14 protein-coding genes are annotated in these 14869 nt (G+C 62.7%); 4 read left to right on the top strand and 10 right to left on the bottom strand.

The features are described 5' to 3' along the window. Positions 1 to 75 precede the first annotated feature (75 nt). Positions 76 to 492 carry an MmcQ/YjbR family DNA-binding protein gene (locus FGL95_RS10250; protein ID WP_169586247.1) on the top strand — a complete coding sequence of 139 codons (417 nt, stop codon included), beginning with the start codon at positions 76 to 78 and terminating at the stop codon, positions 490 to 492. On the opposite strand, the gene FGL95_RS10245 is transcribed toward FGL95_RS10250, so the two are convergent. Further along, positions 479 to 1177 carry a Clp protease N-terminal domain-containing protein gene (locus FGL95_RS10245; protein ID WP_169586245.1) on the bottom strand — a complete coding sequence of 233 codons (699 nt, stop codon included), beginning with the start codon at positions 1175 to 1177 and terminating at the stop codon, positions 479 to 481. The two genes, FGL95_RS10250 and FGL95_RS10245, sit on opposite strands and share 14 nt — an antisense overlap. 73 nt (positions 1178 to 1250) lie before the next feature. Here FGL95_RS10245 and FGL95_RS10235 point away from each other — a divergent pair, with 73 nt between their 5' ends. Next, on the top strand, positions 1251 to 3356 hold the full coding sequence (locus tag FGL95_RS10235) for a VWA domain-containing protein (protein WP_206071721.1): 2106 nt from the start codon (positions 1251 to 1253) through the stop codon (positions 3354 to 3356). A 41-nt stretch (positions 3357 to 3397) separates the two neighbouring features. Here FGL95_RS10235 and FGL95_RS10230 read toward each other — a convergent pair whose 3' ends face one another. The 5 genes from FGL95_RS10230 to FGL95_RS10210 form a co-directional block, all read right to left on the bottom strand. Further along, positions 3398 to 5089 carry an AMP-binding protein gene (locus FGL95_RS10230; protein WP_169586243.1) on the bottom strand — a complete coding sequence of 564 codons (1692 nt, stop codon included), beginning with the start codon at positions 5087 to 5089 and terminating at the stop codon, positions 3398 to 3400. A gap of 85 nt (positions 5090 to 5174) precedes the next feature. Then, a complete protein-coding gene (locus tag FGL95_RS10225) occupies positions 5175 to 6674 on the bottom strand; it encodes a flavin-containing monooxygenase (RefSeq protein ID WP_169586242.1) in 1500 nt (499 codons plus the stop codon). Beyond that, positions 6671 to 7528 (bottom strand): SDR family oxidoreductase, encoded by an 858-nt coding sequence (locus tag FGL95_RS10220; protein WP_169586240.1) that lies wholly within the window; start codon positions 7526 to 7528, stop codon positions 6671 to 6673. The genes FGL95_RS10225 and FGL95_RS10220 overlap by 4 nt, the downstream gene beginning before the upstream one ends. Then, positions 7528 to 9009: a flavin-containing monooxygenase gene (locus FGL95_RS10215; RefSeq protein ID WP_169586238.1), complete on the bottom strand. Its 1482-nt coding sequence runs from the start codon at positions 9007 to 9009 to the stop codon at positions 7528 to 7530. Before FGL95_RS10215 ends, FGL95_RS10220 begins: the two co-directional genes overlap by 1 nt. After that, complete coding sequence (locus FGL95_RS10210) at positions 9006 to 9935, bottom strand: patatin-like phospholipase family protein (protein ID WP_169586235.1); 930 nt, start codon at positions 9933 to 9935, stop codon at positions 9006 to 9008. Before FGL95_RS10210 ends, FGL95_RS10215 begins: the two co-directional genes overlap by 4 nt. A 56-nt stretch (positions 9936 to 9991) precedes the next feature. Between FGL95_RS10210 and FGL95_RS10205 the strand changes: the two genes are divergently transcribed. Next, on the top strand, positions 9992 to 10621 hold the full coding sequence (locus FGL95_RS10205) for a TetR/AcrR family transcriptional regulator (protein WP_169586233.1): 630 nt from the start codon (positions 9992 to 9994) through the stop codon (positions 10619 to 10621). Here the strand turns inward: FGL95_RS10205 and FGL95_RS10200 are convergent. Next, positions 10583 to 11857 (bottom strand): DUF445 domain-containing protein, encoded by a 1275-nt coding sequence (locus tag FGL95_RS10200; protein WP_169586231.1) that lies wholly within the window; start codon positions 11855 to 11857, stop codon positions 10583 to 10585. The two genes, FGL95_RS10205 and FGL95_RS10200, sit on opposite strands and share 39 nt — an antisense overlap. A 363-nt stretch (positions 11858 to 12220) precedes the next feature. On the opposite strand from FGL95_RS10200, the gene FGL95_RS10195 reads away from it, so the two are divergent. After that, positions 12221 to 12724, top strand: a complete 504-nt coding sequence (locus FGL95_RS10195; RefSeq protein ID WP_169586229.1) for a ribonuclease H family protein — start codon at positions 12221 to 12223, stop codon at positions 12722 to 12724. An 8-nt stretch (positions 12725 to 12732) separates the two neighbouring features. Here FGL95_RS10195 and FGL95_RS10190 read toward each other — a convergent pair whose 3' ends face one another. From FGL95_RS10190 to FGL95_RS10180, 3 genes are all read right to left on the bottom strand, one after another. After that, complete coding sequence (locus FGL95_RS10190; protein ID WP_169586227.1) at positions 12733 to 13572, bottom strand: hypothetical protein; 840 nt, start codon at positions 13570 to 13572, stop codon at positions 12733 to 12735. 124 nt (positions 13573 to 13696) lie between these two features. Beyond that, on the bottom strand, positions 13697 to 14299 hold the full coding sequence (locus tag FGL95_RS10185) for a hypothetical protein (RefSeq protein ID WP_169586225.1): 603 nt from the start codon (positions 14297 to 14299) through the stop codon (positions 13697 to 13699). 7 nt (positions 14300 to 14306) lie between these two features. Then, positions 14307 to 14861 (bottom strand): hypothetical protein, encoded by a 555-nt coding sequence (locus FGL95_RS10180; RefSeq protein WP_169586222.1) that lies wholly within the window; start codon positions 14859 to 14861, stop codon positions 14307 to 14309. Positions 14862 to 14869 lie beyond the last annotated feature (8 nt).

The raw sequence follows: 14869 nt of genomic DNA, 5'->3' as shown, positions 1-14869 counted from the left end.
CGTGAGTCTTTTAGGAGTCCCTGGACTCCTAAAAGACTCACGACCAATGTCGGTGGTGCGTCGTACGCTCGGACCGTGGTTGTGAGCCCAGATATCCCAACCGACGTGCTGGCCGAGCTTCGGACGATCTGCCTCGGCCTGCCTGAGGCCTACGAAGAGCAGGCCTGGGCCGGTACGCGCTGGTGTATTCGGAAAAAGAACTTCGCCCACGTGGTCAGAATCGAGGCGGGCTGGCCGGCCGCCTACGCCCGGGTCGCGGGCACAGACGGTCCGGCGACGATGCTGACGTTTCGTGCCTCGGCCGATGAACTCCACGCGTTGACGCATGCCGGCCCAGATTTCGTTGCCCCGCCCTGGGCGCCGAACATTGTCGGGATGCTGCTGGGTGATTCGGTCGACTGGGACGAGGTCGCCGAACTGCTGACCGAAAGCTACGTCATCCTCGCGCCGAAGAAGCTGGTCGAGTCGATCGACCGGCCTACTCTCCCGTGACGGATGCCAGTGCGGCGAGGATGAACGCTTCGACGGCGTCCGCATCGACGCCCAGTTCTACCAACGGTCCTGGCGCATCGCCTTCATAGGCCAAGAGGCCGAGCAGAATGTGCTCCGTCCCGACGTAATTGTGGCCAAGGCGCACAGCCTCCCGAATCGTCAGTTCCAGTGCTTTCTTCCCCTCGTTCGCATAGGGAATCAACGTCGGCGGCGCGGGATTCGAACTCCCGTCAGGCAATACCGCTTCGGCCGCAGCCCGCACCGCGGCTGCCGTGATGCCTTGTTCGGCGAGAGCGCGCATCGCGAAACTGTCCGGCACGGCCAGCAGTCCGAGCACGAGGTGTGCAGCGAGGATCTCGGTGTGCTTGCCCTTCCGCGCTTCCTCCTGCGACTCGACCACAGACTTGCGCGCTTTCTCCGTGAAGCGAGCAAACATGTTCGCATCGGCCCGCGGCGTAAACCGCTGCTGTGCTGCCTGTTTCGTCACGCCCAAGCTGGAGCCGATCTCCGACCACGATGCACCACTGCGTCTGGCCTGGTCCACGAAGTGACCGACCAGATGGTCGGAGATCTCCGTGAAGTGTTCTGCCGCAAGGACTGCCGCAGTGAGCTGGTCGAGAGGTTGGTCAGGGTATCCGTTGCGGATTCCGTCGATGAGGTCGTCGAGCCGTACCTTTGTCGTCATGCGTCAACTGTAGGTTGACGATCCGTTCGGCGTCAAGGCTGTCTTGACGATTCCTGGTGAGTAGCCTCTACTCGTGGTGGTGTGGTCACGCGGACGCGATCGGAAGCCAAACCACGCCCGCGGCCCTGCCGACCCCGCCGTGCAACCGTTGTTCGCGAACGCGCGCGAGGTGGGCCGGCGCCTTCTCGCGCAGGGCTACCAAGCCAGCGATCAGACCGCGCTGGCGGTGTGCATGGCCGACCGGACCGGTCGCGCGTTGTTGCTCGAAGGCGCCACTGGAGTCGGCAAGACCGATCTCGCGGTGACGGTCGCCAAGGCTGCGGGTGCGCGACTGATTCGCGTGCAGTGCTACGAAGGTGTAGACGAGGCGGACGCGCTCTATGCGTGGAACCACGCGAAACAGATCCTGCGCCTGCAGACTTCGAGTACCTCGATCCCGGACATCTTCGCCGAAGAGTTTCTGCTCGAGCGACCGTTGCTCGCGGCAATCCGCGGTGAGCTACCAACCGTGCTGCTGATCGACGAAATAGACAAGGCCCAAATCGAATTCGACGCGCTGCTGTTGGAGGTGCTGAGCGACTTCAGCGTCACAGTCGCCGAGTTCGGGACCATCACTGCCACGCGTCGCCCGCTCGTGATCGTCACGTCCGGCGGCCAGCGCGAGCTGTCGGACGCCCTGCGCCGCCGCTGCCATTTTCTCCACCTCCCCAATCCCGACGCGGCAATGGAACGGCGGATCCTCGAGCACCACGTTCCCGACGTCGATCGCCGGTTGACCTCGGCGATGCGAGGACTGACGGCCGGACACCCGTGGTCGGATTCGCTCATCGCCACAGCGAAGCCGAGTTTGGTCGCGTACACGATCCGATTCGTCGACGCCCTGCGAGACAACGGTTTGCCGTGCGGACCTTCGGGGCTGGTCGACGCCGTCCGGGCACTGCTATGTATCGAGCTCAGCGATCGCGACCAAGTCCGAGAGGCGTTGAGCTGCACGCTTGTTCACCGTGAGGTGCAGTTGCCCACCTTCCGGGCGCTCTTCGAATTGTGGTTTCCCGACAAGGTTCGGCCGCCGAAACCCGACGGACCGAGCGAACCATCGAAGGTGCTGGCCGAACTCGATGCCGGCGATCGCGATCCGAACCAGACACTGAGCGACCTTGCCGCCGACCTGGTCTCACAGTTCGGCGAATACCAAAGCCTCGACGGACCGTCGTTCTCAGCATTGCAGGTCGTTCGGGCAATCGATCTCGACCAGACCGCGGAAGACGTTGCTCTCGATCTAGCGGATGCGCTACCACCGTCGGATCTCAATTCCATGATCGCCTCGCGGACCGCGCGGTCGCGGGTGGAAGGGCTGCGGCGGGCAATCGTGGCGGAGACGAATCGGCGCGTGGCGCAGCGGAGAGGCAAGGAGCGCGTCGCGGAATACGCGGTCCCGAAGACCACGCGCGCCGACGATTCCGACGAGATCGATACGTCTGAATTGGCAGCAGTCCGGCGCGCGGTCGTCGAACTCGGTCGGGTGCTGGCGAGCCGCGAAGCTTCCCAGCGCCGACGCGCCCGCGCAGGGGAAATCGACATGCGCCGCACGATGCGCAAATCGATGTCCACCGGCGGAGTCCCGATCACGCTGGTCCGGCGGCGGCCGCGCCTGTCCAAACCCGAACTCATCGTCCTGTGCGACATGTCTAGCTCGGTGTCGGAGTGGAGCTACTTCACCTTGATCCTCGTCGACGCCCTGCGGACCGCGTTCTCTCGCGTCCGGATCTTCGCTTTCATCGACACCGTCGACGAAGTCACGGACTTGTTCAAACCGGGAACCGACCTCAACGCCGCGATCGGCCGACTACGGACCGAGGCCGCCATCGAAATCGACGGCAGATCGAACTATGGCCAGACGCTGGCGAACTTCGAGTCCGAGTATTCGAACGCGGGCACCGCCAAAACCTCAATGCTGGTGATCGGGGACGCGCGGGGCAACTTCTACGACCCCCGCGTGGACGTATTGCGCCGCTTGGTCGCCACCACCAACGGCGCACATTGGCTCAATCCGGAACCACGGCAACGCTGGGGCAGCGGCGATTCTGCCGCCGCCGAATACAGCGCGGCGATCACGATGCACGAGTGCCGCAACGCGGACCAGCTCTCAGCGGTCATTGCCCAACTGATCGACCACTAGCCCTCGTGAGTCTTTTAGGAGTCCCTGGACTCCTAAAAGACTCACGAGCGGAGGGCGGGGAACTGATCGTCGCGCCACTCGTGGAGGGCGGTTCCGTCGTTCTCGCGGGTCCGAAGTTCCACGCGGCGAATCTTGCCGGAGATCGTCTTCGGCAGCTCGAAGAACTCGATTCGACGAACCCGCAGGAACGGCGCGAGATGTTCGCGCGCGTACTTCAGAATCTCGAAGGCGGTGTCGTCGTTCGGTTCCCAGCCCGCGGCGAGTGCGACGTAGGCCTTCGGCACGGCGAGCCGGGTCTCGTCGGGCGCGGGGACGACGGCCGCTTCGGCGACCGCTGGGTGCTCGATGAGAACGCTCTCCAACTCGAAGGGTGACACCTTGTAATCGGAGGCTTTGAACACGTCATCGGTGCGGCCGACGTAGGTGATGTAGCCATCGGCATCCCGCGAGGCGACGTCGCCGGTGTGGAAGTAACCGCCAGCCATGACCTCGGCGTTCCTCGCCGGATTGCCTACGTAGCCGGTCATCAAATTGACCGGCCGATCGGTGAGGTCGAGGCAGATCTCGCCTTCGTCTGCCGGCTGGTCGGTCAACGGATCGATGATGACGACGGGCACGCCGGGCAACGGGCGGCCCATCGATCCCGACTTGACCTCGGCACCAGGCACATTGCCGACCAACGCGGTCGTCTCCGTCTGACCGAAGCCGTCGCGAATGGTCAGTCCCCATTCGGTCTGAATACGACTGATCACTTCCGGATTCAGGGGTTCGCCTGCGCCGATAGCCTCGCGTAGCTTGCCGGGACCGCCCGTCAGCTCGGACTGAATCAACATGCGCCACACCGTCGGCGGCGCACAGAACGTCGTGACGCCGACGCGACGGATCTGCTCCTGCAGCTTCTTCGCGTCGAATCGCGTGTAGTTGTAGATGAAGATCGTCGACTCGGCGATCCACGGCGTGAAGAAGCAGCTCCACGCGTGCTTCGCCCAGCCTGGCGAGCTGATGTTGAGGTGGATGTCGCCCGGCTTCAGACCGAGGAAATACAAGGTCGTCAGATGCCCGACCGGGTACGAGCTCTGCGTGTGCTCGACCAGCTTCGGCCGGCTCGTCGTCCCCGACGTGAAATACAGGAGCAGCCTGTCCTGCGCCCCGGTGACCGTGTCGAACGGCTGGGGCGACTCGATCTCGTACGCCGACCGATACGCCAGCCACCCGGCCGGCGCAGCGCCGACTGCGATTCGCAAGAAGTCGCCCGGCACTTCATCGAACTTTCCAGCGTCCGCCGCATTCGCGATCACTGCCCGTGCAACTCCGCGCTCGACTCGGTCGGTCAAATCGGCGGTCCCGATCGCGCTCGTTGTCGGCATCAGCACGGCGCCGAGCTTGATGACGGCAAGCATCGACTCCCACAGCTCGACCTGATTACCGAGCATCAGCATGACCGAGTCGCCCCGACCGATGCCCTGCGCTTCGAGCCACCGTCCGACCTGGTCGGAGCGTCGGACGATGTCGTCGAACGAGTACTTCGCTTCGGACCCGTCCTCTTCGACGATCCACAACGCAGTCTTGTCGTTGCCGCGGCCGATGGCGTCGAACCAGTCGATTCCCCAGTTGAACGTTGGACCGAGGTCGGGCCACTCGAAGCCGGCGACCGCCTTGTCGTAGTCGCCGTACGACTCGAGGACGAAGTCTCGCGCGGCACGGAATGCCTGGTGGGCGGGGCTATCGGACATATGAACTCCTGTGGCGACCATCGATCTGGTTTGCCTACGATCCTGGCCCGCTCAGTGTGATCGCCACCACCCCCAGATGGGGGTGTCAGGCTATGTATTCGTAGTCGTCGAGGGAGAAGGTTTCACTCGCCTTTCGCGCCTGGGCAGGTGTGGTCGGCCGCAACAGCGAGAAGTCGCCGTGGTGGTCGAGGTAGTAGGTGTTCGACGTCGCACACGTCCGCGACTGGATGAGCGAGCCGTGCGACTTGCTACGAATGAAATCGAAGAACCGCCGATTTGCCTCCGGCCGGACCGCCACCTCGGTCGCACCACGGCGCGCCGCCTCCTGAAGCACCCGAACAATGTGATGGGACTGCGTTTCCACCATCTCGTGCCAGGATCCGCCGCTCCACGAGTACGGACCGAAGATCGAGAACGCATTCGGCAGCTGAGGCAGGCTCACGCCTTCGTATGCCTGCAACGGATTGTCTTGGTAGAAGTCGGCAAGGTCGAAGCCATCGCGTCCAGTGACCGGCCGCTTGCGGTACACATCCGGACTGGTGGAGGTTTCGAAGCCGGTCGCGAGGATCAGTACGTCGAGTTCTCGTTCAACGCCGTCGGCGGTGATGATGCCGGTAGGCGTGATCTCTTCGATCCGGTCGGTGACCAATTCGACGTGATCCTGGGTGAACGTCTTGTAGTAGACATTCGACACGCTCGGTCGCTTGCACCCGAATCCGTAATCAGGGGTGAGCTTTTCACGGAGCTCGCGGTCGGGGACTTGGCTCTGCAAATATCTCCGGCCGACGAGCATCGGCACCTTCGACAGCGGCGGAAGCTGTGCGCCCTTGACCGTTACTCCGTAGATCCCGAGCCCGAACAGCGTCGACATCGACTTGTGGGTCAGGCTGAGCAATCCGGGCACACGCGCGAGCGCAGACTGCAATGGCCCTGGGATTTCCCAATCCGGTTTGGGGAATACCCAAATCGCATGTCGCTGAAACACATAGAGCTTGCCCGCGTCCTTGGCGACCTGCGGGATCATCTGCACCGATGTCGCGCCGGTGCCGATGACGCCGATGCGCTTTCCTGCCAGGTCGAACTCATGATCCCAGTTCTGCGTCTGGATCACCTTGCGGGAGAACGTGTTCAGTCCGCGGATTGCGGGTTGTTTCGGCTCCACAAAGGCGCCGAGCGCTGCCACGACATACCTAGCGGTGATCACCGAGCCGTCCGCGAGATCCAACCGCCAATGGCGTTCGGTCTCGTCCCAGGTGCGCGCCATCACTTCGGTGTTCAGGCGGATCTGGGGCCGCAGGTTGTACTTGTCGGCGCAATAGTCCACGTACGCTTTGACTTCCGCGCCCTTGGGAAACAGTCGCGACCAGTGCGGGTTCTTCTCGTACGAGAACTGATAGGTCAGCCCAGGGACGTCCGTCGCCACATCGGGGTAGTGATTCGCGCGCCAGGTTCCGCCGATGTCGTCGGCACGCTCCAGAATCGTGAAACCTTCGATTCCGGCGCGCCGCAACGCCATTGCGGTACCGAGGCCGCCGAATCCGCCGCCGATGATGATGATCTCGTGGTCAGGCTTCGATCGCGTCATCCGTTGACCTCCTCGCTGACCTTCAGCACCCGCCCCTCGTATGCGGCACGTTCCGCATGGTCGATGCGCTTGAGCGCACGGTCGTCACCCAACACCCGCCGGAACAGGGTCATGATGCCTTCAGGCGCGACGGCAAGCCCGAGATCGAGCGCGGACAAGTACCCCGGAACGGGCGTTTCTGCTCGGCGCGACTTACATGTGTTGACGATCGCAGCCGCAACATCTTCCGGATCGACGGTCGGCATCCCGTGTCCGAGTTGGATTCCCGACGAGAGACCGGTCCGTACCGCCGACGGCAGGATTGTGCTGACGCTGACGCCGTGTTCGGCAAACTCGAGCCGGGCAGCGGCGGAGAGCCCGACCGCGGCGAACTTGCTGGCGTTGTAGATCACCAGTCCAGGCACCGTCAGCTTGCCCGCGAGCGATGCGACATTGACGACATGGCCCGCGCCTGCCTTGATCATGCCCGGCACGACGGCGCGCATGCCATGACTGAGACCGAGGACGTTGATATCCATCGTTGCCTCGATGATCGTGTCTCGCTCGTCGAGGAACGACGCCACCGGCATCACACCGGCGTTGTTGACGAGGACGTCGATCCGTCCGACGTCGGCTACCAGCGTGTCCCACGCGTCACGCGATCGCACGTCGAGCGTTGCGGCAGTTGACTTCCCGCCGATCGCCCTCGCCGCCTCGTCTGCGACCGCGCGGTCGACGTCGGCGAGCACAACGCGAGAACCCTTGGCGGCGAACAATTCTGCAGTCGCGCGGCCGATGCCGCGACCGGCACCGGTCACCACCACGACCGACTTCGCGAGATCGATCGAGGGATAGCTGTTTCCGAGAATGCCCATCAGTGCACCAAATCCTTTGTCGAGGTGTGTGATCGATATGCGGCCGGGTCGAAATCGTCGAGTCGCTGCCGCATTCGGCCAGTCGACCACGGCCAGTTGAAACTGTTGCGGCCGTTGACATCCAGGAAGTAGCTGTCGCAACCTCCCGAGTTGTACACAGTCGAGCCCAGCGCCTGCTGGACTTCTGCGTTGAACGCGTCCTGCACTTCCTTGCGCGGTGACGTCGGCGCCCAGTCGTTGGACTTCGAATGCTCGATCGCCTTGACCAGGTAGCGCAGTTGCGCCTCTAGGATCATGAAGGCGGACGTATGTCCGGTGCCCAAAGCAGGTCCGAGCAGGACGAATGCGTTCGGAAAGCCTGCGATCGAGGTGCCCAGGTATGCCTGCGGGCTACCTTTCCAATGGTCTTCGAGACTCCGACCGTCACCGTCGAACACCCTGGATCCGATCGGCATGTCGAGAATATGGAAGCCGGTTCCGAAGATGATGGCATCGACCTCACGTTCGCGACCGTCGGCTCCGACGACGACGTTGCCCTTCACAGCCGCGACCGCATTGGGGTGGACTTCGACATTGGGCTGAGTGAGTGCCGGGTAGTAGGTGTTCGACATCAGCAACCGCTTGCAGCCGAGCACGTAGTCCGGGGTCAACGCCTTGCGGAGTTCGCCGTCGCGCACCTGTGCGAGCAACTGAGCTCGACCGATTTGCTGAACGACCCGCAGCAGCCACGGATTACGGAAACCGACGCCGAGGCCTTCCATGAGCGAATACTCGAAACGCCGTAACGCCTTCATTGCTCCGGGCACCGACCGCATCACCCAACGCTCGACGCCGGGAACGTGGTGGTCCGGCTTCGGCAGCACCCACTGCGCTGTCCGTTGATAGAGGAAGAGCTTCTCGACCTCGGGTTGGATCGCGGGCACGAATTGCACGGCTGAGGCACCGGTCCCGACGACAGCGACGCGTTTGCCGCGCAGGTCGTAGTCGTGGTTCCACCTCGAGGAGTGGAAGACCTCACCCGTGAAAGATTCCAGCCCAGGGATTTTCGGGATGAGTGGCTCGTTCCACGGTCCGGCGGCGGCAACGACGGCGTTTGCAGTGAAGTCGCCCCGGTTGGTCTGCACGTTCCACTGGGAGGTCGTGGGATTCCACTGCCCGCAGATGACCTCGGTGTTCAAGCTTACGATCGACGGGATCCCATGGTGTTCGGCAGTTTTGGCGATGTACTCACGAATTTCCCCTTGACCGGCGAACAATCGCGTCCACTCGGGATTCGGCGCGAAAGAGTACGAGTAGAGCGCCGAGGGAACGTCGCAGGCACAGCCGGGATAGGTGTTATCGCGCCAGGTCCCACCGACCTCGTCGCCCTTTTCCAAGATCGCGATGTTCGTGATGCCCTGCTCGCGGAGTTTGATCGCAGCACCGATCCCCGAGATGCCTGCGCCGATGATGACGACGTCGAAATGTCCAGGCTCGATCATGCGGCCACCAACGCTTTCTCCACCGCGGTCCGGGTACTTCGCAACGCGTGCTCCAAGGTTGCGAGCCTTCGACGGTCGTCCATGAAATTCGGTCCCATCACTGTGAGATCTGTTGCTGTTGCATCGATTCGGATGAGTCGCGTCCCGCTCTGCTCGAGGAGGGCAACGTCACGGTCGAGAGTGGCACTCATATGGTTTCGTAGGATGACGCGTTCCAGGACATCGAGCCCTCGCCCCGGAATTCGGGTCGACGAGGCCATGGGCGCGAGCACGATCACCTCGTCGAGCCCAAGCGGCGCAACGAGATCGGCGGATGCGGTCGATGCCGTTCCACCGTCGACGTAGCGGTGGCCTGCGATTTCGACGGGAGGGAACCAGCCGGGCACGCCCCACGACGCTCGAAGCGCCTCGCTGATGGTCGCAGCTGGTGCCGTTGGTGAGCCGAACGGGACTCGATCACCGGTGTCGTAATCCATCCCCACGAGCCAGGTCGCAGGGTGGCTGACCCAGCTACGGCCGGGATTGAGTTGGGTGGCAAGCCGATCGAGCCAAGCGGCGTCGCCACGGCCGACGGGAAGCAAGCCTGCGACGTTGCGCACGCCCAGTCCGCGGCTCGCAAGCCGCAGCGAACCGATCGATAGCCGGGGGATCGGCGGGAATCGGCCTGGTGCGTCAGCCAGGTGCTGTGCAAGAGCTGGATGCGTCGAAGTCCCGAGCTGCATCTCGAGAATCTCGTCGACGCTGACCCCACTCCCGAGCATCGTGGCAAGTTCGGCGCCTGCAGAGGTACCGACGATGACGTCGGCTTCTCGTGGGTCCCACGCCAGTTCGTCTCGAACCGCGGCGAGCGCCGCGACGGTCCACGCCGCACCGAGTGTGCCGCCACATCCGAGGACGAGTCCGCGACTTCGTTGTCTGATACTCATATTCGGATACTAACAGTATTCGAGTACCATTGGTATATGCCGGGTAGGATCAGCCTATGCCGAGACTGACCAGGCCGGAGAGCCAAGCACAAACACGGGCTGATCTGATCGCGACCGCGCGCGACCTGTTTCTCACAAACGGCTACTCGAAGACCACGCTCGACGAGGTCGCCGACGCTGCCGGCTATTCCAAAGGCGCGGTGTACTCCAATTTCAAGAACAAGAAGGTGCTGTGCCTCGAGGTCCTCGACCTGATTCACACCACCAAGTTCGGCGAGATCTCCGAGTTGCTGGTGAAGGACCAACCGCTTGACAAGCGACTCGACGACTTCCAGGCCTGGGCGGAGAAGACCCTCGGCGATCCGGGCTGGACGATGCTCGAGTTCGAGTTTGCAGTCGTCGCCCGCGATGACGCGGAACTGCACGCTCAGCTGATCGCGGTACTGGCCCTCGTCCGTGGCATGGTCGTCACCATTCTGGAGACCACCACTGCCTCGATGAATTTGGTGTTGCCGATACCCGTCGAGGACGCGGCAAGCAGCCTGCTGAGCCTCGGTATCGGCCTCGGTATCCAACGCGCAATCGATCCGTCGATATCGGCCCGCCTCATCACCGACGGACTGCGGATGTTGCTCAGTTACGCAGCGCTACATGGGGAAAACCAGCAGATGGACAAAGCCCGCTAAGCCGCCGAGGATGCCGCCGTGCAGAAAGAGTAGCCATTCGTCCTGCTTGACGGCGCCACGGAGAATGTCCTGAAAGTCCTCCAAGCTCAGCTTGGTCATCTGCACCTCGACGAAGTCTCGGATTCTGTTTCGCTGCTGTGCGACGAACTTTTCGTCTGCCGCGATCGAGGGCAACATTTCGAGCGCAGCCGGGACGAGGGCCCCCTTCAGCCGCTCGTAGTGCTCGGTACCGACCGCAGTCCGCACCAGGAACCTCGCTCGTCCGACCGCGTCGTCGACCGTCTGACGCATCACGCTGTCGAGCATCATCATCGTGCGATCCGACCGCGGACCGTGTAGCAGCTCATCGACGACGTTATCGAGCGTCATCACGTGATCGGCGATGATTCCGGCGTATCCGACGATCACTTCCGGTCGCCGCTTCAACATCAATCCCTGTTTCCACGGCACCCACGCCGTCCGGTTGACGGGTTCGAAGATGATGGTGATGCCCAGGTAGTTGACCACCCAGCCGAGAATGCAGCCACCGATCGGGAGCACCCACCAATGCGGCAGCACCTGCAGCAGTGCGACGAGCGTGAAGCCCATCGGATAGCCGAAGTACGCCCCGAAGTTCACCATGAACCGGAGTTCTTTCGCGCCGAACTCCTTGAAGACGTCGTTCAGCAGTCTCGGGTTGTCGACGAGGAATCGGATCGCCATCGCCTTGGCGTCGACGAGATCGTCCAGGTGGGCGACGAATTCCTCGTTGATCCGTTGTGCGTTCGCAGGCAGATCGTCTTCGACTTTCTTATAGACGTACTCCCTGGCAAATTCCGGCAGGCCATGCCAGAGTCGTGGGTTCTCGCGTTCCATGATGCTGTCCACCAAGCCGCGGACTGCCGGGCGCGCGACTTCGACGAAGTGTTCGGCGATGCTGTCGGGATCCAGCTGTTCATAGAAGTCGGAGATGTTGCCGACTTTCGCAAGGCTCTTGTCGATCGCGAGACTGGCCATCTTTTCCGCGCGCGACGGCACCATGCCTTGCCAGCCGAGCCGCTCGCCGTCTTTGAAGATCGGCAGCACCTGTACGCGCCGAGGGAAAAACGGGAATGCCACCTTCAAGCCGGGCAGTCGAAAACCATGAAAGTCGAGCGTCTCGAAGAGCATCAGGACGCCGGTCCAGTTGGTGATGTACCCGATCGTGCCTGTGAACAGCGGAACCGTAATCAGGTCCACGAGCAACTTATGGTCCAAGCCCGAACCTCCCATTGGGTGGGGAGAACACTACGCCGATCGACTCGAGGCGTCACCGGCGAGTCACGCGCGGGCGAGCGGTCGCGACAACCTAGGCTTGCTACGGAACAGAAAGTGGTCCGGATCACCGCCCGCCACGGAAGTCATTGCAAACAGCCAACTTTCAGCAATCGATTGCCGCTAGAACATGTAACAACTTGGTAACGCAGAACCCTTCCAGCACGCGGAAGGTTGTAGTACTTTCATCCCGCACTCGAAGGAGAGGAGCGCTCCACATGGATCATGTCAGCCACACCGCCAGTGTGCCGCGCTCGAAATCCGCGTATACCGACTCTGTCGGTGGAACGAAATAGGGTCTCGCACATGATCATTGTCAGCACGGACGGCTCCTGCCTGAAGAACCCGGGTGGAGCGATCGGCTGGGCCTGGGTCAACCACCACGGTCCGAGCGCAAACGGGGGCGGCCCGTCCGGGACGAACCAGATTGCCGAGCTGAGAGGTGTGCTCGAGGCGATCCTCGCCCACCCCGGCAGTGAACCGATGCTGATCGAAAGCGATTCTCAGTACGCGATCAAGTGTGCGTCGGAGTGGCTGGTCGGCTGGAAGCGTCGTGGCTGGCGCACCGCAGCCGGCGCCGAGGTCAAGAACCTCGCCCTGATCCAGGATCTCGATCGCGCGATCTCGACCCGCCAAGGTCCGGTGCGGTTCCGGTGGGTACGCGGGCACGTCGGCAACTACTTCAACGAACTCGCTGATGCCCTCGCCGGTGAGGCAGCGCGCGAGGCGGCCGCGGCGGCCGCCGCAAAGGTCGAAAAAGCCCCGACCTCGGTGGCCAGCACCGAGGTCGAGGCTATGACGTTGTTCTGATCTACCCGTCAGCCGCCGGGCGCTGGAGCGGGTGGCTCAGGGGCCGGCGCAGGCGCCGGAGTATCAGCAGGCGCTGACGGCACGCCAGGCGTCATGGCATCGGCCGAGTCGGGAACCAAGTACGGCGAATCCAAACTGCTGATCAGCCAGCGGCCGTCGGTCTTTTCGAGCTCGAGCACGAAGGGCGGAACCGTCTGGCGCTGTTCCTTGTTGTCCGTCGCGATGCTCGTCGCTGCCAAGGTCATCACCAGGATGACCTTGTAGTGACCGTCGTCGCTGGACTCCACGGCGCAGGACGCCTTCGTCAGCTTCGACACGGCCTTGATCTGGGTGAAGCCGTCGCGGAACTTCGCGCTGTCCGCCGTAAACGATTCCTTGAACTTGCCCGTCGACACGTCGAGCACACCGTTGATGTAGCCATCGATGTCGTTGAACGTGTACGAACCCAACTTGTTGGCGTACTCGCACGCCGCATTGCGGGCTTCTTCTCGCTCGTCTGCCAAGCGATCGCTCTTGCCGTTCAGGAAGGGAAGAACCCAGAACATATTCGCGATCAGCAGAACAACTAACAGAGCAGCGAGCGCCGCGCCTGCACCCAACGCCGGCAGTAGCCAGCTCGGCTTCTCGGTGGGCTTCTTTGCGGCGGGCTTGGGGACCAGCTTCTTCGCCTTTGCGGTCTTCACCGCCTTGACGGTCTTCGTTTCGGCCTCTTCGGCCTCGGGCTTATCGAGAGTTACCGTCTCCGCATCAGGTGCGGTCGACTCCTCGGTCGCCTTGTCGGTGGCCGCAGTCGACTCTTTGGTCTCGTCTGCGGAATCTTCCTTGCGAGCTTCGTCCTTAGGACCCATCCGTCTCGAACTTTCTCGGCGCAATTGCACGCCGCATCGCAGAGCTTGCGACCGCAAGCTGGGTACGGCCAGCCAGTATGGCAGCAACTTTATCGAGGTCTACGACCGACCCCGAGGCACGTCGCTATCGTCCGAATTGCGGGGCATCCAATTTCGCGATCAACCAATGTCCGTCATGGTTTTCCATCACCGTGGTCATCGTGAATTGCGATGGTGATGGCTCGCCAGGCGGATCCCCGCGCACAGTCGTCTGTTCGACCAGGACGACCACCGTTGCGCTGTTCTCGTCCCCGGTGACCAACCCGCATTGGATGTCACCGGCCCGCGAGACCAGCTGACTCTTGGGCGCCGTGTCGCGCAATTGGGGCACGACTTGGCTATCGACCTTCGATTTCCATTCTCCTGTTGCCCCGTCCTGCAGCTTGGCGAAGAAAGAGTCGAGGTCGTGATAGTCGAAGCTGACCAAGTTGTTTGCGTACAAGCACGCCGCGCGGCGGGCGGCTTCCTTGCCGTCGGCGTCTGCAGCCGCACCCTTCGCATTGGAATACTTCGACTGAAACACGATCGCGGTAATTGCAGCCACCACGAAAAGAACGCCGAAGATCACCGCGCTGATCGCAATCGGATCACGACCGCCGCGAGCCGACTCTTGTTTGATCGGAGCAGCTTTCGGCCTGGCCTTCGAGGCTGCCGCTTTGCTCGATTTTCCCTGCGGACGATTGCTCATCTGTCGGCTATCCCTGGATCAACGGCAGGTCGAGTTTGCTGACCAACCAGCGATCGCCGTCCTTCTGCATTGTCGCGGTCAAGCCGATCTGCTCCGGCACGACACCGCGGATGTTGCTCGTCGACACGGCAAGAACACCCACCACGTCAACCCGACCACCGTCAACCCGTACGACGCCGCAGTCCGCGGACTTGACGTCCTTCTTGACCTGGGTCTGCTTCAGGAAGTCACGAAGGCTGTTGTTCGCCGACGACTTCTCGACGCTGGCCTTGCCGTCGCCGGACGTCCCCGCGAGGACCGTTCGGAAGTAGGTGTCGAGATCGTTGAAATCGACCGCCGCATAGGAACGAGCCCACGTGCAGAACTCCTGGCGGGCAGCGTCGCTATCGTCGTCGCTCACCCCACCGCCGGGCCAGAATGCCCGCGTGGCCGCGACCGAGCCGACGACAAGGACGACGCCGGCAAGAGCCAGCGGGATCCAGGCCTTACGCGCCTCACATTCGGTCGGCTCGTCCGCCTCCTCGTCTTCTTCGAGATCTTCGATATCGACATCGTCGGCCATCAAGTCAC

It is taken from the genome of Antrihabitans stalactiti, assembly GCF_012932915.1.
Lineage (GTDB): Bacteria > Actinomycetota > Actinomycetes > Mycobacteriales > Mycobacteriaceae > Antrihabitans > Antrihabitans stalactiti.
Note: the sequence above shows the minus strand (reverse complement) of the source record. Positions and strands in the feature narration are given on the sequence as shown.